Raw genomic sequence first — 19,840 nt, 5'->3', positions numbered from 1 at the left:
GCTCTATAAATTAATTCCTTTTTCTATCTTATTACTTGTTGAACTTCTTTCTTCAATTCTAAGAGTAATCCATCCACTTATAAAAAGAATAATGGAACCTAAATAAAAGATTAAGTCGATGGTTAAGAAATCGATGATAAATCCACTAATAATAACGGCAATCCCTGAGAAAATAGATACCCAGAAATGGTAAGAACCGATCATCTCTCCTCTAGCTCTTCCATCCGTAACGTCAGCAATTATGGCTTTTTCACTTGTTTTTTGCATGGCTCCTATAATACCGAGAATGACTTGCAACGTATAAACTTGCCAAATATTTGTGACGATCGGAAAGAATAAGAATAACAGTGCAGTTCCCCATGCATTAATTATTAGAAAAATACGTCTTCCAAACCTATCTGACATTTTCCCAATCCATTTATGCACAAATGCAGCACTTAACGTAAACAAACCATATGCTATTCCAAACTCAGAAAAGTTTGCTCCTATTTCTTTTAAAAAGAGGATATAAAAAGGAAAAACGATTCCTGTTCCAAATAAGACAACACTTTGTGAAATCATGATCCATTTTAAATTCATCGTTTTGCATACCTTTCATAGAAGTTGTTCATAAAGCGCTCATTAGGGTCATATTTGTTTTTCATTTCAAAGAATGAATCAATTTCAGGGTAGGCTTGTCGAATTTGGTTATCTGTTGGGAATAGTTGATAGACTAAATAATATGTACCATCTAATGTTAATGCGGCATCTACCATCTTTTGAGTTGCCTGCTCCATCTTCTTCACTTCTTCTTCCGTAAACCCTTGATTAAAGTAAAGAACAAGTGCAAATGTATCATGATTTGTATAGCTTAAATATGCTTCATCATTAGCAGGAGTATATCTCACTGTTACATTTAATAAGTTCAATTTGTCTTCAATCACTATTTCTCTTAATTCATCTACAAACTGTGAAAAGTTGTCGACTGGAATAAAGTATTCTTGTAAAATATCTGTATCCTTTGGAGAGTAATAATCTAGAAATTGAATAGGTGGTCTCATTGCGTTATTTCTTGAGATTATTTCCTCTTCTTTTCCCATTGCGTAAAATTTTTGCTGTATCTTCCAAACGAGAGCTTTTCCCCAGTCATAATGACGAGAAAGTCCAAATACAAACTTATCCCTTCTTACGTTTTTCTCATCGTGTAAAGGTAATAATTCAGCTATTTGTTCTTCCGTAAGTGACTTACTTACATCTGATCCAACTTTCTTATAAGTAGTCATATATAATTCTTCCAGCAATAGATTAGTAGGCACAGAAAGTCTAGCAAAATGGAGTCCAACGTCAGGGTTGTTTCTTATATGTTCTACAAAATATGCTGGGTAGTCGTGATAGTCTACTTTCACCGTTTCCGCAATGTACAAATCGTTTGTGGTTAATTCTAACGTCACATCTAAAATGACGCCAAACAAGCCAAATCCTCCTATTACTAAAGGAAATAGTTCTTCATTTTCCGTTCTACTTACATTAAGCACCGTTCCGTTTTCTTTGAGTAATCGGAATGATTGCACTGTTTCTATTAATGGACCAAAATTAGGATCGCGGCCATGTACGTTAGAACTTAACGAACCTCCTATGGAAAAGATATTCGATGACTGCATCACTTTTACGGAAAGATTGTAAGGGTTTATGTACTCTTGTATGTCAGCCCACGTAACACCACTTTGTACGGTGATCGTTTTCTCTTGTTCATTGAAATCTACTATTTTGTTATAGTGGGACATATCAATCCATAAGGAATCTTTGTAAAATGCATGCCCTCCTTGACTGTGTCTCGTTCCAGCAATCGAAATCTTTAAGTTATTCTCACATGCATTTCTTACGGCTTCTTCTATCGATTCTAGTTCTTTACCTTCTACTATTTTCATTACTTTTTCAGGAAAAAGCCTGCTAACATCATGTATAAGCAGCTCATCTTTCAAATCCTTTTGTGTAAAGGAGTAGAATAATAGACTACTATATAGCATTGTTACAATCAGAAAACCGATAATTAGTTTTGATGGCATTGTTTTTATTTTCATAAGGGCACCTCTAGTATAAGTTAAGATGACTTCATAACTTGTTTAAATACACGGTTCGCTTCTTCTTTATCAAAACTGCTGAAAAGACGATAATCATGTTCATTTATTATTCGGAAATGCTGACTAACTACATTTTGTTGAAGTCGATATCCATTTTCAGTTTTGATTTCTTTCCACCATACTTTTCCACCCAACGTTTTATCACGAGGTTCAAAAATGTGCTCATGAGCAACGGTCTCGATCACTTCTAGTGGCGTGGGACCAAGGATGGCATGTAATATTTCACTATTTTTAAATAATGCACATATGGCAATGACTGTTGTCCAATTGGCATCTGTTCGTTCTTTTTCTATTTGCACAAGCGTCTTTTTCGATATTCCTAAAACTTCCGCCATTTCATCTTGCGTGTATCCTCTTTCTGTTCGAATTAACTTGAACTTTGAAGAGATAAGCTCGATTACTTCTTTTTTCTTCATTAGTTAAACCACTCCTTTTACTATTGTTACTATAAGTGTAATTTTACACTTATAGGCTATTTATTACAATATTTTTCCTCTTAAATAAAAATATTTTTTTAGTATATATACAGGTAAAAGTACATATTTTTCTATGAAATGATTTGTTTTGCGACAATCTTATAGAAATTAGGTGAAAGTAAATGTTTGTAGTGAAATATTTTGAAAACAAAAACTTATTGTTAAGTCAGCTAGTTAAAAATTTGCCTACTGAAGGATCAGAGTTGAAAATCAAAGGAAAAAAAGGAAAAATTGAAAGTATTACTTCTGTTGATGAAAAAAATTATCATGTTCAGGTTACACTGGATAAGGTAGTAAAAAGTAAGTTTGTCGTTGATAATTCGAAGAAGAAAAAAAGATAAGGTGTTTTCGGAAAGGTCGAAATAGGCTTAAAAAGGGGGAAATAGATATTAAAGTGCCGGCGGTGTGGCCGACTCCTGCGGGAGAAGGAAGGCTGGTGAGACCCCACAGAGCCCTTGGGCTCGAGGAGGCTCACCGCCTCCCCCGCGGAAAGCGGCCACACCACCGGCACGACTATAATACGGTAAATTTATTGTAGAAATAGTTCTATGTCGAAAGAATTATTATACTAGTTTCCTTAAATATCAAACAAAAATTGTACTTTATCGTCCTTCCATTGAAGTTTAGCATTAAACACTTTTTCTCCTTTTTTAAAGCCTTTAATAACATCCGTAGCTCCTTCATTCAAAATCTTCTTTGCATTCGCTTGAGAGATCGTTTTACCGAGAATTTTCTTAGACATCGTAAAATTACATTTTGTTTTACTGTAATTCGAGCAGCCATAAAAGCTACCTTTATCCACGACATCTCCATCACATTTTTTACAGTTGCCTATTTTTGTTCCTACTGTTTTAAACTTCTTTTTATATTTGCTGTCACGACTAAATTCCGTTAAATCGTAACTTTCAAAATTCCAATTTTCACTTTCCACCTTAGCATCATCAATTAATTTTTCAGTAAGCTTCTTTGCTTGTTCCATAAATTGTTGCGGAGATGCTTTCCCGTCCCCAATTTCACTTAAACGTTGTTCCCATTTCGCCGTCATCTCTGGAGATGCAAGGATGCTTTCGCCCAACGATTGAATTAATAATTTCCCTTTGTTCGTTGCGAACACTTGATTTTTCTTTACGTCTATATATTTTCGGTCCTTCAGTACACCAATAATTCCAGCTCGAGTTGCTTCGGTACCTAGACCTTCTGTACTGTTTAATACTTTACTTAGTTCTCCATCTTCTAAATGCTTACCCGCTGTTTTCATTAGCGTGATAAGTTGTCCTTCTGTATACCTTTTAGGTGGTTGTGTTTTCCCATCTTTTACTTTAACGTCTTGAACAACTCCCTTTTCCCCTTCAGAAAGTGTAGGTAAGTCTTGTTCGTCTTCATCCGTTGCTTCTTTTTTATTCCCATAAATAACTTTTCTCCAGCCTTCTTGTATTTGCTCTTTTCCTTTTGATAGAAAAGTAGCACGATCATCGACTACCGTATTTATGGTTGTATAGTCAAAAATTGCTTTCTCATAATGGGCCGCTATTAATCGCTGTACAATTAGGGAATAAACCTTCGATTCTTCACCAGACATTTTAGAAGGATCTGTTACTTGCTCTGTCGGAATAATGGCATAGTGATCCGTCACTTTTTTCTCATTCACATAGCGCTTATTATTCATAATGGACTTAACTGGCAAAGGAAAAAATGGTTGAAACGCATCTAGCCTACTCAATTTGTTTAACGTATCCGGAAAGCCTGCTGCTTCTTCTTTCGTTACAAAACTAGAGTCAGACCTAGGGTAAGAAATGATCCCTTTTACATACAGTTTTTGTGCAATTTCTAACGTCATTTGTGGAGAAAATTTATACATTCTATTCGCTGTTGCCTGTAAAGAAGATAAATTATGTAACAGTGGTGGTTGGAACTCTTTTCTCTCTTTTTCGGTTGAATGTATTTTCGTATTTTTTCCTTTACAAAATTGCATGACTTTATATGCCATTTCTTCGTTATCGAGTCGTGACTCATTTTCCTTATGCCATTTCCCTTCAAACGTTTTGCCGTCCATATTAAAGGTTGCTAGCACTTCCCAAAAAGGTTTAGATACGAAGTTATCAATCTCCAATTCTCTTTTTACTATAAGGGCTAGTGTCGGAGTTTGGACTCTCCCAGTAGAAAAAACGTCTGATACACCTTTTTGCTGTAAAAGTAATGTGTAAGCTCTAGAGGCATTCATTCCGATTAACCAGTCTGCACAAGCTCTACTTAAAGCCTCGTAATATATGTTTCTTGTATCTTGTTCATCCAATAGGTTTTCAAAGCCTTTAATGACAGATTTAGGTGTTAAAGAAGAAATCCATAACCGTTTCATTGGCTTTTTATTTTTACATTGCGTAAGAATAACACGGATGATGGCTTCCCCTTCACGTTCTGCGTCTCCAGCAATAATGATTTCCTTCACTTCTTGTCTTTGAACGAGCTCTTTTACAATATTAAACTGCTTCCACTTTGATTTTGTCACTTTATGTTTAAAGCGTTCTGGTAAAATTGGTAGAGTTGTTAATGACCATTTTTTCCATTTCATATCGTATTCTTCTGGAGGTACTAGTTCACATAAATGGCCAACTGCCCAAGTTAATAGAGCTCCTTTTGGAAAGTGTTCACATGGACTAATTTCTACATAACCCGTTTTCTTTTTAAAAGTAAACGGTGATGCTAACTTTAACCCTTGGTCAGGTTTTTCGGCAATAATTAATTTCATAAGTGTTTCTCCTTGTTATTGGTGGATTTGTTTTAGAGGTTTTGTTGGAAGTTAAAACTCGAAGATTAATCTATTATACAACAAAAAAAAAGAACTGGATGAAAAATTTGCCCAGTTCACTTTGATCGTTTTAAAATTTGTTTTTAATGAAAATATGCTGTTATTATTCGTTTTTCGTATAGTTATAATACATTATGAAACGGACTCAATTGTTTATTATTGTGGAGCAGTATTTTTGAAGTTCTTCTAGTTCTTCGTCTTCTAAGGAGAATTCTAAGTATTTGTTTGTGTTGCTTTCGAAGACTTGGTATTGGGCAATTCTAGAAGCATTTTCGTCTACAGCAAAAATCAGTTTTATGTATATACCTTCTTCGGAAAATAGCTCATCCTCGGCCTCTACGTCTACTTGAAGGATGATTTCATATCTATCTCCAGCTAAAATTCCAGTTGGATCGTTTATTCGATCTATCGTATGGTTGGTTACATTCATTTTTCGCACTTCCTTTCGATATTGATAATCCATTATAACCATAATATATCCTCTAAGTAAATTTATAGGTAGTATTTTGTTTTCTTAATATCATTTATCCGGAAAATTTGTAATATATCAAGAAACCGTTGTCAAATGTAAAAAAAAGAACCTATCAATACATAGGCTCCTCCCAATCCCTTACTTAAACCAGCCCTTTTCTTTTGACTGAGTTATCGCTTCGATTCTGTTTTTCACTTCTAATTTATCTAATATAGTGGAAATGTAATTTCGTACTGTACCAGATTTAATGCTCAATTCGTCTGCGATTTCTTTCGTGTTTTTTCCATCAGCAACAAGTCCTAGTACAGCTAATTCTCTTTCTGTTAATGGGTTTTCTTCACTATACACATCGTCCATTAGTTCTGGAGCATACATTCTTCGACCTGACATGACACTGCGAATACAATCAGCTAAATCTTCGCTAGGGCTATCTTTAAGCAAATAACCACTAACTCCAGCTTTTAATGCTCGTTGAAAATATCCAGAACGTGCAAAAGTAGTTAATATAATTACTTTACACCCTTGCCCCATTATTTCTTCTGCTGCTTCAAGTCCAGTTTTCTCAGGCATTTCAATATCCATAATACATACGTCTGGTTTGTATTGATGAAAAAGCTCAACCGCTTCTTTTCCGTTACTTGCTTTACCTACCACTTCCAAGTCGTCTTCTAAATCAAGTAAAGATCCTAAGGCTCCTAACATCATACGCTGATCTTCAGCAATAACAATACGAATCATTTAGGCGCCTCCTTTCCTTTTTCTACTATTGGCACGGTTATTGTTATAGTCGTCCCACTTTTACCGGTAATCTCAAAGTTTCCATTTACGAATTCTAATCTTTCTCTCATACCTTGAAGTCCGCTGCCTTTTGAAAAATCAATATCTGTTGCCAATCCTACTCCATAGTCTTTTATAATCATTTTCACTTCATCCTGATCATGCTTTATGGAAATATCACATTGATTTGTTTTACTATGTTTCACCACATTCGTTACCGATTCTTTTAAACACATACTTAATATATTCTCGACAAAAGGCGAAACACCTTTTAATGGTAAATCGTGATTGATCGTTAATTTTATTTCTGCAGCATCTAGTAACTGTTTTACTCTTAGTAATTCTTCTTTTAGGCGAATGCCGCGCATTTGTGACACCATTTTCCGAACTTCATTTAAAGCTGTTCTTGAAGTTTGTTGCACATCTTTAAGCTCAGATTTTGCTTTTTCAGGGTCTTTATAAATTAATTTTCTTGCTAAATCGCTCTTTAAGCCGATAAGTGAAAGTTTTTGACCTAATGTATCATGTAGGTCCCGGGCAATACGTTGTCGTTCTTCATGCTTAATTAGTTCAGCAATACGCTTATTAGCGTCTTCTAATTGCTCCTCTAACTTGTCTTGCTTTCGTTTATTATATAAGTTAAATGGAAGTAAGATGACACTCATCCAAATAATTAAGATAAATGGAATTTGTGTTAAGAATAATTCCTTTTGTAAAACGATATTATAGTTGATGGAAATAGTTGTAGCAATTAAATGAATAATATATAAAGTAAAAAATGCGACTCGATTTTTTATCTTTCCATTATAATAAGCAATATAAAAAGCAAAGTAGACAAACTGGAAAACGATTGTCATTGTAATGGAAATGGCAATTAAGATGCATGTCCACAAATAGACTGGCCATTTTTTAGAAATAAAAGCAAATCGATACGACAAGAAAAAAACGATGGTTAAAACAATACCTATTACAATTTCTAACGTTGATTGCGATTGAAATATAAAGTAGAACGGTAAAATACTAAATACGGTCCAAATATATGGAGAAATTCCGGTGCCTTTTTGGAAAAAAGCTATTTTTGGCTTCATGTGTTTTTCCTCTTTTTCCAGTGCTATTTTCTTGTTATTTTATCATATAAGTTTACCAATATGGTAAATTTTCCATAAAAAAAGAACACAATATAGTGTTCTACTCGTTAATAATATTGGATTTTGGAATGATGCAATCAACCGTAACTGTCGGTGTTAATGTTTCGTCTAATTTTCCTGCGAAAAAATAGTCCTCAAAAAATACGGCAAATACTTTATGTTCCACAATTTGTGGTAAGCTTCGCCCAATCATTTGCAAAATTTCGTGTTCATAAAATGGAATATACTCTATTCTCTCATTGAGTTTAATTATATAGGTTGTTCCTTCAAATTCTGTCCGCATCATCTCCATTCCCCCTCATTTAATTGTATGAAATCATACAAAAAAACAGTCCAAAGATATTACTTGACGAATTATTTTGAATTGTGTATATTTAAGATACATTTAGACTCATAGAAAAAAATGCCTAGATGAATTTTTACGCGTCATGTATTAGGAGGAAAAGAATTATGCAAAACGGTAAAGTAAAATGGTTCAACAATGAAAAAGGTTTCGGTTTCATCGAAGTTGAAGGTGGAGACGATGTATTCGTACACTTCTCAGCTATCCAAGGTGATGGTTTCAAATCTTTAGAAGAAGGTCAAGAAGTTTCTTTCGAAATCGTAGATGGTAACCGCGGACCTCAAGCTGCAAACGTAACTAAACTTTAATCTATAAGAACCGACCATACAAAGAGACGATCTAATCGTCTCTTTTTTATATACTTTTCCATTATAATGTTTGACACTAATGAAAAGTTGATATTAAGACCAATTAGCTAGTTGATTGAGTGGGAATTGCCCATAAAAGTACTATTAAGACCAATTTGACGTGTGATTACTTGGAAAGTGTCCATAAAACGTCTATAATAACCTGCTTCACCTATCCTGTACTAATTCCATTCAATAAAATTCATAAAATAATTCATGCATATCTTCTACAAATAATACCGATTCTAATAGTATGAGGAGGTATTAATACATGGACCAAAACCAAAATGAATTACACACAGGATACAACGACCTAATGCAAGTAGAAGTTTCCATAGAGTCTGCACAAAAAATGGTTGGCTCTGCAACAATGAGTCTAGACCCTGAAGCTTTGAATAACGCAGGAAGAGCTATTGCAAATGCAAGAACAATGCTTAACGAAGCTAACCAACATAGTACTGGGATGGACACAGAATTTTTACAAAAAGCGGAGCAGTCCCTTGCTCAATGTGAACACCAGCTATCTGAAGCTAAAAAGCATTAAAAGAGAGGAATCCCCTCTCTTTTTTCGTTTCACTTATTATCGAGTTGCTCTCCTAGCCTTTTTATGTCTTGACCTACCGTGCATTCCTTAATACAAAAAGACTGCGCATATTTTTTCCCCATTTCTTTTCGTAACGTTTTCTTCACGAGACATTCATGACAGAAAGTGTCTAATATCTCTCCTACTTCCATCAATATCTTTTTTCTACTCAAAATGACTTCACTTCCTTTGTTCCAATTCTATTGTACTTTGAATCGGAGTACCTTCTAACGCTTGGGTAGCAAGTTGATCAGCTTCGGCATTTTGTTTTCTATTAATAGGACTAAATTTCGGCCTAATCTTGAGTGCTTTTACTTTTTGTTCGATTTTATCAAGCCATAGGTTTAATGTATCATCATAGCATGGCCACTCACCTGATAATTGCTGAAGCACGACTTGAGAGTCGCCTCTGAATTCTACTTCAGTGCTCTTAATATCTAACTGCTCTAATTGTTGTATTAAAAAGTAACATGCTGCATACTCTGCTTCATTATTCGTTTCAAGCTCTTCTAACCTGGCATTCATTCTAACTCGGTAGTGCTTTTTATTTTTTGTGTAATAAATAACAATGCCTATACCTGCCAAGTTCGTTTCTACATCAAAGCCGCCATCAAAGTACGCAACAATGTCCATCATTTCTGTATCACTTTGCTTTAACCATCTTTGTAATTCTTTTTTCGTCCATGTTGTTCCTTGATCATCTATAAAAAGTAGCTCTTTTGTTCGCCCGGTCTTCTCTAGGTCATCACTTAAAACTAATACCTCACCTAAAGACATTTCTTCGCTTCTAAAAGTCGTTTCTAGTTTTTTCGGTGTACGATATTGCCACTCTACAGTAAATTTCATCATAACCTCTCCATTTTTTCTTTTATATGAACGCTTTTCCTTCTATAATGAGTGTTAGTATTGTATTTTTATCTTATCACAATTACAGCGTTTTTATGTTAGTACAAATGTTACGGTGAGAGAATATTGGAGGTTTGCTATCATGATTGAAGTATACATAGATGGGGCAAGTGCTGGAGATCCGGGCCCATCAGGAGCAGGGATTTTTATTAAAGGACATGGAAAAGCAGAAAGCTATTCTGTTCCACTAGGAATGATGAATAACCATGAAGCGGAATATCACGCATTGATTCATGCATTAAGAATATGTGTAGAACAAGATTATCGTATTGTTTCCTTTCGAACAGACTCGCAAGCAGTTGAACGTGCAATGGAAAAGCAATTTGCCAAAAATGATAAATATAGTGGGCTTTTAGAAGAAGCAATGAAGCTTGCCAATCAATTAGATTTATTTTTTATAAAATGGATTCCAAGCAAGCAAAACGCTGTCGCCGACGAGTTATCACGAAAAGCAATTCAATTATATAAGTCGGGAGAAAAATAATGAAAAAGACCTTAACAGCAGATTTACTATTATTGTTTGTCGCATTTATATGGGGCTCTACTTTTGTCCTTGTCCAAAATGCTATCGCCATTTTACCACCTTTTACTTTCAATGCAGTTAGATTTCTTTTAGCAGGAATACCTCTACTTGTTTTATTATTACTGGCAAGAAAAAAAGGTAATTGGGTTGTAGAGAAAGAAGTAATGTTACCAGGGGTTATACTCGGTGTATGGTTATTTTTTGGTTACGGCTTACAAACATTAGGCTTAGTTTATACGACCTCATCTAAAGCAGGATTTATTACTGGATTAAGTGTGGTGCTTGTTCCAATCATTTGTTTTTTATGGTTAAAAGAAAAAATACATCAACAAGCTATTGTAGGTGTATCCATTGCAACGTTTGGTTTATATTTATTAACTATGTTCGATTATCTAGCTTTTAATATAGGTGACTTTTTCGTTTTACTATGTGCCGTTTCATTTGCCGTACATATCGTTTTAACAGGAAAATTCACAAAAATTTATACGGCTATAGCGTTAACAACTGTACAAATTTTTACTGTTGCCATTTTAAGTACGTTCAGTGCATTACTATTTGAAAAGCCTTGGTTGTTAGACAGTCAAGATTTGTTCCATTTTGAAGTAGTTTTTGCTCTGTTAATTTGTGCTTTTCTTGCTACAACTGTTGCCTTTTTTATTCAAACACATGTGCAAAAGTTTACATCTCCTACTCGAGTGGCATTAATTTTTGCGATGGAGCCAGTTTTTGCCGCTATTACCGGTTATCTGTGGGCAAATGAAAGACTTTCTACATTCGCTGTAGTTGGCTGTATCTTTATTTTTGTTGGAATGATCTTAGCGGAACTTCCAATAAGGAAGAAAAAAGTTGAAATTTCGGTATAAGAAAAGGACTTCCACTTTGCTGGGAGTCCTTTCTCACATTATATAATATTCTTTTCTTCTGCTAATTTGTAAGCATGTTTTTTTGAGTCTACTTCTTCTTTTTTTAATATTTCCAAAAAAGACACGAAGAAGCTACCGTCAAATTGCTTTTGTGCTTTAAGTGTTATTTCAATTGCAATATTTACTAAGTGGTCTGAGCTGCCTGTATAGTGTTTTCCAAATTCAATAAACCCTAATGCATCTTCTCTAAAAATAAACCCTTTAGCTTTTAGGTTATCTATATATACTTCCGTACTGTCATTCTTCCCCATCTTTTTCCACCCTTGTTGTATATGCTCTATTGTTTATTTTACATGATGGGGTGACAATTTCCTACTATTTTCTACATTTGGCGGTTAATGATCAATGAAGTTTGTTAGTTTGAATTTTTTTCGCTTTCCACCAGAAAAAATGTATCCTAATACGCCAACAGCTATTCCAAACAGGGCACCTGCAACTACTTCTTCTGGTTGGTGGCCAAGCTTTTCTTTCACTCTTCTTTCAATGTTGTCATGGTAGTGTAGGTCAGGTTTATTCTCCAATCTTTCTACCTCTTCGCTTAACTCATTGACCGCAATGGTTAATTCACCTGTTTGTCTTCTTACTCCTTGTGCATCATACATGACGATTAATCCAAATATAGTGGACAGGGCAAAATCTACTGTTGGTATCCCTTTTTTCAACGCTACAAAAGTTGCTAGAGAAGATACACCTGCGGAATGCGAACTTGGCATTCCTCCCGTTTCAAATAACAATCCCCAATTCCATTTTCCCGATCGAATAAATGTGATGGGTATTTTTAAAAACTGTGCTATCGATATAGCAGCTAGAGCAACCTGTATTGCTTTATTCACAGTAATCACCTCAATGATTAGTTTTCATTGAAGTGGGACTGTTTATTCACCGAAGTGAAAAGGATATTCTTTAGTGGATAAGGAAAACTATAGTTGGAGGTGAGGAATATGAGTAAACATTCTGCAAACCGTGGTCAATCAGCACCTGGAGTAAATCCCCAAGGATATGGACAAGACGCAGGAGCTGCATCGCCTAAGTCTAAATTAGAGAACAAAGCCAAGAGGGATAATACAAAAAGATAATGAAACTTGAAAAGAGTCTGTCCAGAAAGAACTTCTGAACAGACTCTTTTTGAATATAAATGGGTTGTATGTCCACTTCTATATCTATTATGAACAATATTTAGAAACAAACGTTTTTAAAGTTGTAAATTCTAATTCATCAAATTTGCTATAAATTTTATCTTGATTAAATGTAATTTCTGCCGTATCAATGGCGCAGGATACGGGTACATCACATTTGATTTCTGCTAGCTCTCTTGACAGGTGCAACAATTCAAGACTCTCTTCAAATTTCTTCTGTTGTGCTTTTGTTAAACTACTTAAATTCTCTAAAATTCCTTCAATCGTACTATGCTCTAACAACAACTTAGTAGCAGTCTTTTCCCCAATCCCCTTAACACCTGGATAATTGTCACTCGGGTCACCCATAATGGCTTTTAGGTCAATAAGTTGAGATGGCGTTAAGCCTTTCTTCTCAAAAAACGAGCTTGGACTGTGGACTTCATAGTTCCCATAGCCATTTTTAATTAATGCTACACTAATTTTGTCATCTAATAATTGAAGAATATCTTGGTCACCTGTTAAGATCATTATTTCTGCATCGTCACGATACATCTTTGCTATCGTTCCGATACAATCGTCTGCTTCGAAACCTACTAATCCGATGTTCGGAATATCAAAAGAATCGACCACTTCTTTCACAAGGTCAAATTGCGGAATTAATTGTTCAGGAGGTGCTGGTCTATTTGCTTTGTAATCATCGAACATTTCTGTACGAAATGTTTTACTTCCCATATCCCAACAACAAACAACATGTGTTGGTTCGAACGTTTCGATGGAAGTTAACATATGTTTAACGAAGCCTTGTACACCATTTGTCGGCATACCTGTAGAAGTATACATAAATCTATTATAAACACTCGTTGCGTAAAATGAACGGAATAATAATGCCATACCATCAATTAGTAATAATCTTTTCAAATGAAATCTCCTCCTTTTAAGCAAGTTTCATTATAACATATAAAGTTATTATTTATACATGAAAAAAGGGTTGAGGGAATAATCTCCTCAACCCAATGTATTATTTCTTGTTGTTTTTACTATTCGTCATTTTAGCTGCTTCCATTTCCGCATATGAAGCAAACTCTGTATCCATCGTTCCTTTTTGTTTCGCATTGTTGTTGCGTTGTGCATTTGCATTTCCTTTTTTCGTTTTACCCATTAAAAACCCCTCCTAAATGTAAAAGAATAAACTTACCTATTTAGTATGAGGAGGAACTTCCTTTTTCATAAAGGAAATTTAAGCCTTTTCGATTGGGTTATCGTTATATGAAATCCAATCACTCCAGCTACCAGCGTAAAGCTTTACGTTCGTAAAACCAGCTGTTTTTAAAGCTAATACATTAGGACAAGCAGTAACACCTGATCCGCAGTAAACAATCGTTTCATTGCTTTTGTCTAAATGTGAAAAATGTTCACCCAATGCACTTACCTCTTTCCAACCGGAATCAGTTGTTGCATATATCCAAAATTCATTAATAGCTCCTGGGATATGACCCGCTATTTTGTCAATTGGCTCCACTTCGCCTTTATATCGAGCGGGTTCACGGGAATCGATTAGTGTGATCGAGCCATTTCTGACATCCAATAATTTATTTTTCACGTCTTCCATAGAGACGAGCATGTCATCACGTACTTGTACGTTTAAGTTACCTTTATAATATTGCGGACTTTCCATACCACTAGCCATTGGTAATTTTTCCTCTTGCCATTTTTGAAAGCCACCATTTAATACGTAAACTTTTTCATGGCCTAAATACGTAAGCAACCACCAAAACCTAGAAGCCATGGCACCTTTTTGACGGTCATATGCGACTACTTTCGTGTCATTACTAATTCCAATGTTTTCGAGCTTGTCTTTTAATCGTTCAAAATCAGGAAGTGGATGACGTCCTCCATGTAAACCGATTTCACCAGATAGGTCTTCGTCAAGATGAAAATAAATAGCTGTAGGTATATGTTCTTTTACGTATTCCTGTTTACCCTTTGTATCTTCTCCTAGATAAAAAGTGCAGTCTACCATAACTATATTATGTAAATCATTTGCTATCTCTGTCGGTTCCACTAAAAATTTCAATCCAATCCCCCACTTTCTTACTTCTTTCTGTTTACAAACTCTCTTATCATATCTTCTGTAACTAGTTTACGTTGCTCTGCTATTCCGCTTTTAGCTAATTCATTAATTCTTTTTGTTACTTCGTTTATTTTTTCTGTTGAGAATGTTTCATTATGTTGACAATGGTATATTGCTTCTTCAATGTATTTTTCTCTTACATTTTCTAGTTGTATAAATTTCATAACGACTTCGTTTTGTTTTTTTGAATGTGCAGAAATTTGCTTATGTACGCTCATGAATTGTCCTCCAATTTTTCTTTATCCATTAATTTTTTTACCTCTTCTTTCGGTGTCCAGCATGTAAATTGGTAATGTGCTTTTGTTTCGTAGCCTAGCCTTTTGCACCGGTCGAACATCTTTTTTTCTATTTTTATTCTTTCAAAGTGAATACAAGTTGCGCATGCATGAAAACGGTTTGTTTGTTTTACCATATTTCCCCTCAATCAACTTCCAAAAGTTCGTGAAAAAGTTTTTCTAAAGCCTTTATATGCGGCTTTGAAGTAATTAAACCTTGTAACTGTGGTGAAGTAGCTTCTATGACTTGAATAATTTTTTGCAATAAGGAGGAAGCAAGTTCATTGCTTACTGCCCCTTGCTGTTTCCATTGCTTCAATAAACAATAATCTGATTCAGAAAAATAGTTACTCTGTTTCGTTAGCTGTGCTAATTGAATGGATGTCACTTTTTGCTCAACAAGCAATTCTAACATTAACGCACATCTAACAGCATGATACAAAAAATTTATTTTTTGTTTCTCTTTAAATTGCGCTACATTCTTGGTTGTTAAGGATAAGTAATGATAAGCTAACACTTTTATAGAAAAACTCGGATACACCTCTTCTAAAAAGTATGAAGAAAACAGATCATCCCGAACATAAGGAATAGATGAAAGCGCCCATTCGAAAAGGCTTGCATTTGATTTATGTGCTAAAAGTAGAGCTTTTCTTATGTCCCAACCTTGGATGTCTAATCCACCTTTTATTAGGGTATACGTTTCTTTAGCGTTTCCTAAAGAAAGGTAACTTTTAATCGGTTGAATATAAATAAACCGTATATCATAATCACTATCCACTTGTGACATACCATAAGCTCTACTACCAGCTTCACATGCAAATAGTATTCGAATATTTTGTTCTTTTTCTATTGTAGAAAGAACATCTAGCACATTCATATTATCCCTCGTTTAAGATCGAAGTTAATTGTTGCTCTGCTTTTTCCCATTCGTCCATTGGTAGTTTTTCTATTAACGCGTTTAAAATGCTACCGTAATATTCTGTTACTTCTTCATCGATTAGGTTTTTACTAAAGCCAAAATATTCACCAAGTGCTGCTTCATAATGCTTATTTAATCTTTCTTTATTATGTTGTAAATATTGATCAATGATAGGACTTAAGTTTTCTTCTAACGAGTTTACCATTTTCACTTTTTCATTTTTCTCGAAAAATGATTTAGCGTTTCTAAAATGTGAGAATGCTTCTTTGATTGCTTTAGCTGAGAGTGATTCTAAACCTGCCTGAATAGATAAAGCATCTATTGATTTTTCTTGGAATGATGGAAACGTGCAAGATACGTCAACTTGAGTAGCTCTCTTTTCCATTTCGACATACCAGTCTTTCATCATGCTATGAATAAATTTCTCCATTCGAACAGTAGTGGCACGCACTTCTTGCGCTATATCAAATTCCATATCTTTCATTAATTCCTTTAAACAATGAGGAAGCTGTTGTTTCGGGTTATTATTGTCTTGTAATACAGCTGGATTAAAGGCATCTTTGAAAAAGTCGGCAAAACGGAAAAATACACGTTGCTTACAATAGAACAACAGCTCACTTACTTCTTTCTCCATACGAGATTGTAAAGGTGTCATCGAATAGGATGTTACCATTTCATGGATTGTCTTTTTATTTGTTTCTATCTTCACTCTCTTTTGTTCTTTCTCTTCAACACTTTCATTTGCTGCAGCTAATATACTGGAAAGTTTACTTGCAGTTCTCTGTAAATCTACTTTCGCAGCGTGAACACTCATTTCTAATAAGTCATTTTTAATAAAATGATAAAAAGATTGTTCAAACGCGCTTATTTGGGAGCTTTGCATGAAGCTAGGTAAAACAACTTCTTCCCCTAACTTTTCTTTTAGAGCTAATAAACTAGATAGTGGGAACAATCTTGGATTTCTTATTCCATATTCTAATAGCTGGCTCTCTACATAGTCAGTAACTAGGTCTAACTCTTCTTTTGTATTAGCCAAATCCGCTGCATTTACAACGAAAAACATTTTATCTAGTGAAAACGCATCTTTCACACGACCTAATTGAATAAGAAACTCTCTATCTGCTTTTGAAAATGCATGTTGATAATACGTTACAAAAAGAATGGCGTCTGAGTTTTTAATGTACTCAAATGAAACTTCTGTATGACGCGCATTAACAGAGTCCGCCCCTGGAGTATCTACAAGTGTGATTCCTTGACGAGTTATATCACAATCATAAAACACTTCCATCCACTCAACAAAACAAGCTTTTGTTTCTTCGGCTACATAGGCAGGAAAATCTTCTAATGAAATAGAAAGCAGTGATCCTAACTTATCCTTCATTTCACTCCAGCCTTGATAGAAAGCAGATAAGAAACTGTAATGTGGCTTACTTTTTGTATCTACTTCTTTTGAATGATTTTCCTTTAGAAGCAATTCCACCTGTTTTAAAACATCATCCATGCTACTCGCATTTTTATTAAAATAAGACAATGCCAATTGAAGATCCTCTAATAAGTCTGCTTCTGATTTTACAGAAACATGAACCGTGCCATGAGGGTTATTTTCCGTAACTGGCGAGATTTTGTTTATAGAAGCAGTTGTAGGGTTTGGAGAGACAGGTAATACTTTATCTCCAAACAATGCATTAGCAAAAGAAGATTTTCCAGCACTAAATGCACCAAATAAGGCAACTGTAAACGTTTGATTGGAAAGCTTATTTGCTTTTTGCTTTAACTCTTCCGCTACTTTTTCAAAACCTTTTAATGGTTGAATAATAGCAATGGATTCGCCTATTTTTTCAATAACCTGTTCAACAGGTGATGATATCGATTCATTCGTCACTTGCACTGCCTTTTCTTTTGGCGTTTTTACTTGCGTAGACTCTAATTCTAATTGATCACCTTTTATTTGTTTTACATTTTCTTTTAAATACTCAACAATTATTTCTTTTGCATGTGGTGAGATTATGTCAATAGATGCGGATAACTGTTCTTTTAAGTAGTCCACTTTATTATTCAAATCATGAATTAATTGTTCATACTGAACGGCTGCTTCCATTGCTTGTTCGGCATGCACTTTCTTTTCTTTTAGTTGTTGTATTTGTTGGTTACTTTCTTCTAATATTTGCACAAATATAGGCTCCATTAGCTTAACAACTTTTTGTTTATAGTCTCTCCTAATAGAACTTGCGATGTCTTTTGTAAAATTAAGAACAGAATCACCAGTTACACCTGCCCCTGGTTTTACATGTTTTTGTAAATAGTACGTATCTATTTCTACAAAGCATGCTTCTAAACGTTCAGACAAATCATTGATAAAAACAGACTTTTCTTTTATGAATTTTAGAATATAATCATCTAAATGTTTTTTCAGTTGCGTCGTTACTCGTTCTTGGATGTCATGAAGAAGCTTTTCTTCGCGTATCTGTTGTTCTTCTTCAGTCTTCTTTTTACTAAACAATAAACCGACTTTAAAGTTCTTTTGACGGGACTCTAAATAGTTTTTAGATAGCTCACGCATTTCAAATGGTGTAATGTGTGCATTCGTAATAATGTTTTCTATACCGTCGTCAAACGTTTTTTGGATAGACACTTGTTGATCTTGCAACTTTTTAATTGTTGCAGTATGTTCTGCTATTTCTTTTTGCAAGTCTTCTTTACTCATAGAAGAAATCATTTTATTTTCTAAAGATGTAAGCTTCTCATCGTTTTGATCAAAAAGCCATTTATTATGTTCTTCAAAAATCGTTTCTATTGCACGAGCAATTGTTTCTTCCATGATAGAAGCTTGATTGTCTGTTAGTGTTTTTACAAGTTGCTTTACGTTGTTTAATTCGTTTAGTTGGTGATTTTGTACTTTTAAACTTGTGTAAAAAATCTCTGGATACTGTATTCCCCAATCTTGGAATGATTGCTCGATTCTACTTTTGTACGTGAAAAAAGGAATTTCATTTTCTTGATGTTTATCTATTTGATTAACGATAAGGTAAACGCGCTTACCTTGTTGCTGTATTTCTTTAATAAATTGTAAGTTAACTTCTGATTGGACATGGTTATAGTCCATGACGTAAAAAATAATGTCGGCTAAATGTAAAGCAGACTCAGTAGAAACTCTATGCGCATCATCTGTTGAATCAATTCCAGGTGTGTCTAATACAACTAACTTATCAGGTAAGTTTTGAAAAGGATATTGATATAAAACAGATTCTACTTTGTCTCCTTCTTTCGCAAACTTCTTCACATGATCAAATTGTATAGGAGGCAATATTTCTAAAGGCTCTCCATCGAAAAAGTAAACACGGGCTTTTTCTTCGCCTTTTTTAATTGTTACGACATTTGCTGATGTTGGTATCGGACTTGCGGGTAGTATTTGCTCTTGCAATAATTCATTAATGAATGAAGATTTTCCAGCTGAAAAGTGGCCACAAAATGCGAGCATCAATTCGTTATTTTCGAGTTTATCAATAAGCTGTGAAACTTTTTTTGCACTTTTATAATCTTGTGTTTCATGTAAAGCTTCTACAATTTTATATAACTTAGCATTCCATTCTTTTGTAATTTCTTTTGTTTGTACTCCCATTTTTGCTTATCCCCTTGAATGTAATTCTTAATCTATGAAGTAATTTTATAATTACAATTCGTTTAGTGAAAAACGAATTACACCGTAAAAAGCATAGTGTGTCCGTTAATCTTTTGATGTGATTTCACTAGTATATTCAGTCTAGAAAATCGCTTTTTGCTTAGTAATAATCATTATTAAACTTACTCTTTTATCATTTTATATGAAAAATGTAAATTTTCCTATTGTTTCGGCTGAAAAAAATAAAAAGCCAAGCAAAGTATGCTTGACTCATAAATTTAAGAAGCTATATTATGTAATACATGTTTTAATACAAAGGAATAGATGGCTACTGTTGTTCCAATTAATACGTAT

Annotated in this window: 25 protein-coding genes; 6 read left to right on the top strand and 19 right to left on the bottom strand. The window is 34.4% G+C overall.

All coding sequences use genetic code 11. The annotated features are described in order from the left end of the window. Positions 1-3 precede the first annotated feature (3 nt). From CDZ92_RS06025 to CDZ92_RS06015, 3 genes are read right to left on the bottom strand one after another with little or no spacing between them, the layout of a single operon-like run. A complete protein-coding gene (locus CDZ92_RS06025; RefSeq protein WP_096154348.1) occupies positions 4-579 on the bottom strand; it encodes an MFS transporter in 576 nt (191 codons plus the stop codon). After that, positions 576-2,060: an FAD-binding oxidoreductase gene (locus tag CDZ92_RS06020; RefSeq protein ID WP_096154347.1), complete on the bottom strand. Its 1,485-nt coding sequence runs from the start codon at positions 2,058-2,060 to the stop codon at positions 576-578. The genes CDZ92_RS06025 and CDZ92_RS06020 overlap by 4 nt, the downstream gene beginning before the upstream one ends. Positions 2,061-2,080: 20 nt before the next feature. Then, on the bottom strand, positions 2,081-2,536 hold the full coding sequence (locus CDZ92_RS06015) for a helix-turn-helix transcriptional regulator (protein WP_096154346.1): 456 nt from the start codon (positions 2,534-2,536) through the stop codon (positions 2,081-2,083). Positions 2,537-2,718: 182 nt separating this feature from the next. Between CDZ92_RS06015 and CDZ92_RS06010 the strand changes: the two genes are divergently transcribed. Then, on the top strand, positions 2,719-2,937 hold the full coding sequence (locus tag CDZ92_RS06010) for a hypothetical protein (RefSeq protein ID WP_096154345.1): 219 nt from the start codon (positions 2,719-2,721) through the stop codon (positions 2,935-2,937). Between the two features lie 236 nt (positions 2,938-3,173). On the opposite strand, the gene CDZ92_RS06005 is transcribed toward CDZ92_RS06010, so the two are convergent. The 5 genes from CDZ92_RS06005 to CDZ92_RS05985 form a co-directional block, all read right to left on the bottom strand. After that, entirely contained in the window at positions 3,174-5,342 is a 2,169-nt protein-coding gene (locus CDZ92_RS06005; RefSeq protein WP_096154344.1) for a DNA topoisomerase III, read from the bottom strand. A 205-nt stretch (positions 5,343-5,547) separates the two neighbouring features. Then, the gene (locus CDZ92_RS06000; protein WP_096156931.1) at positions 5,548-5,832 is read right to left on the bottom strand and encodes a DUF6509 family protein; all 285 of its coding nucleotides are present in this window, start codon (positions 5,830-5,832) and stop codon (positions 5,548-5,550) included. 180 nt (positions 5,833-6,012) lie between these two features. Then, positions 6,013-6,612: a response regulator transcription factor gene (locus tag CDZ92_RS05995; protein WP_096154343.1), complete on the bottom strand. Its 600-nt coding sequence runs from the start codon at positions 6,610-6,612 to the stop codon at positions 6,013-6,015. Then, the gene (locus CDZ92_RS05990) at positions 6,609-7,739 is read right to left on the bottom strand and encodes a sensor histidine kinase (protein ID WP_096154342.1); all 1,131 of its coding nucleotides are present in this window, start codon (positions 7,737-7,739) and stop codon (positions 6,609-6,611) included. The genes CDZ92_RS05995 and CDZ92_RS05990 overlap by 4 nt, the downstream gene beginning before the upstream one ends. A 100-nt stretch (positions 7,740-7,839) precedes the next feature. Then, on the bottom strand, positions 7,840-8,085 hold the full coding sequence (locus tag CDZ92_RS05985) for a hypothetical protein (protein ID WP_096154341.1): 246 nt from the start codon (positions 8,083-8,085) through the stop codon (positions 7,840-7,842). 164 nt (positions 8,086-8,249) lie between these two features. On the opposite strand from CDZ92_RS05985, the gene cspD reads away from it, so the two are divergent. Both cspD and CDZ92_RS05975 read left to right on the top strand, forming a co-directional pair. Further along, positions 8,250-8,450, top strand: a complete 201-nt coding sequence (gene cspD, locus CDZ92_RS05980; protein WP_096154340.1) for a cold-shock protein CspD — start codon at positions 8,250-8,252, stop codon at positions 8,448-8,450. A 310-nt stretch (positions 8,451-8,760) separates the two neighbouring features. Beyond that, complete coding sequence (locus CDZ92_RS05975; RefSeq protein WP_096154339.1) at positions 8,761-9,033, top strand: DUF2564 family protein; 273 nt, start codon at positions 8,761-8,763, stop codon at positions 9,031-9,033. A 29-nt stretch (positions 9,034-9,062) separates the two neighbouring features. On the opposite strand, the gene CDZ92_RS05970 is transcribed toward CDZ92_RS05975, so the two are convergent. Both CDZ92_RS05970 and CDZ92_RS05965 read right to left on the bottom strand, forming a co-directional pair. Further along, complete coding sequence (locus CDZ92_RS05970; protein ID WP_096154338.1) at positions 9,063-9,245, bottom strand: zinc-finger domain-containing protein; 183 nt, start codon at positions 9,243-9,245, stop codon at positions 9,063-9,065. A 7-nt stretch (positions 9,246-9,252) separates the two neighbouring features. Further along, positions 9,253-9,921, bottom strand: coding sequence for a ribonuclease H family protein (locus tag CDZ92_RS05965; RefSeq protein ID WP_319830040.1), 669 nt, complete (start codon positions 9,919-9,921; stop codon positions 9,253-9,255). Positions 9,922-10,060: 139 nt separating this feature from the next. Between CDZ92_RS05965 and CDZ92_RS05960 the strand changes: the two genes are divergently transcribed. Continuing rightward, positions 10,061-10,462 (top strand): reverse transcriptase-like protein, encoded by a 402-nt coding sequence (locus CDZ92_RS05960; protein WP_096154336.1) that lies wholly within the window; start codon positions 10,061-10,063, stop codon positions 10,460-10,462. After that, positions 10,462-11,364 carry a DMT family transporter gene (locus CDZ92_RS05955; RefSeq protein ID WP_096154335.1) on the top strand — a complete coding sequence of 301 codons (903 nt, stop codon included), beginning with the start codon at positions 10,462-10,464 and terminating at the stop codon, positions 11,362-11,364. Before CDZ92_RS05960 ends, CDZ92_RS05955 begins: the two co-directional genes overlap by 1 nt. A 38-nt stretch (positions 11,365-11,402) precedes the next feature. Here the strand turns inward: CDZ92_RS05955 and CDZ92_RS05950 are convergent, their stop codons facing one another. Next, on the bottom strand, positions 11,403-11,675 hold the full coding sequence (locus tag CDZ92_RS05950) for a DUF6123 family protein (RefSeq protein ID WP_096154334.1): 273 nt from the start codon (positions 11,673-11,675) through the stop codon (positions 11,403-11,405). 84 nt (positions 11,676-11,759) lie between these two features. Then, entirely contained in the window at positions 11,760-12,257 is a 498-nt protein-coding gene (locus tag CDZ92_RS05945) for a divergent PAP2 family protein (protein ID WP_096154333.1), read from the bottom strand. Positions 12,258-12,365: 108 nt separating this feature from the next. Between CDZ92_RS05945 and sspL the strand changes: the two genes are divergently transcribed. Further along, positions 12,366-12,500, top strand: coding sequence for a small, acid-soluble spore protein L (gene sspL / locus CDZ92_RS05940; RefSeq protein WP_096154332.1), 135 nt, complete (start codon positions 12,366-12,368; stop codon positions 12,498-12,500). 87 nt (positions 12,501-12,587) lie between these two features. Here sspL and CDZ92_RS05935 read toward each other — a convergent pair whose 3' ends face one another. The 7 genes from CDZ92_RS05935 to CDZ92_RS05905 form a co-directional block, all read right to left on the bottom strand. Further along, complete coding sequence (locus CDZ92_RS05935; RefSeq protein ID WP_176483723.1) at positions 12,588-13,460, bottom strand: 5'-3' exonuclease; 873 nt, start codon at positions 13,458-13,460, stop codon at positions 12,588-12,590. Positions 13,461-13,560: 100 nt separating this feature from the next. Beyond that, positions 13,561-13,701 carry a hypothetical protein gene (locus tag CDZ92_RS19875; RefSeq protein WP_096154331.1) on the bottom strand — a complete coding sequence of 47 codons (141 nt, stop codon included), beginning with the start codon at positions 13,699-13,701 and terminating at the stop codon, positions 13,561-13,563. 78 nt (positions 13,702-13,779) lie between these two features. Continuing rightward, positions 13,780-14,562, bottom strand: a complete 783-nt coding sequence (locus tag CDZ92_RS05925) for a sulfurtransferase (RefSeq protein WP_096156929.1) — start codon at positions 14,560-14,562, stop codon at positions 13,780-13,782. A gap of 71 nt (positions 14,563-14,633) precedes the next feature. Further along, on the bottom strand, positions 14,634-14,891 hold the full coding sequence (locus CDZ92_RS05920; protein ID WP_096154330.1) for a DUF2533 family protein: 258 nt from the start codon (positions 14,889-14,891) through the stop codon (positions 14,634-14,636). Then, the gene (locus CDZ92_RS20260) at positions 14,888-15,085 is read right to left on the bottom strand and encodes a hypothetical protein (protein WP_096154329.1); all 198 of its coding nucleotides are present in this window, start codon (positions 15,083-15,085) and stop codon (positions 14,888-14,890) included. The genes CDZ92_RS05920 and CDZ92_RS20260 overlap by 4 nt, the downstream gene beginning before the upstream one ends. Before the next feature lie 8 nt (positions 15,086-15,093). Next, positions 15,094-15,825 (bottom strand): nucleotidyltransferase domain-containing protein, encoded by a 732-nt coding sequence (locus CDZ92_RS05910; RefSeq protein ID WP_096154328.1) that lies wholly within the window; start codon positions 15,823-15,825, stop codon positions 15,094-15,096. A 1-nt stretch (position 15,826) separates the two neighbouring features. Continuing rightward, positions 15,827-19,486, bottom strand: coding sequence for a dynamin family protein (locus CDZ92_RS05905; RefSeq protein ID WP_096154327.1), 3,660 nt, complete (start codon positions 19,484-19,486; stop codon positions 15,827-15,829). Positions 19,487-19,840 lie beyond the last annotated feature (354 nt).

It is taken from the genome of Bacillus sp. FJAT-45066 (assembly GCF_002335755.1).
Classification (GTDB): Bacteria; Bacillota; Bacilli; order Bacillales; family Bacillaceae_I; genus Bacillus_CD; species Bacillus_CD alkalisoli.
This window is presented reverse-complemented; position numbering and strand designations above follow the sequence as displayed.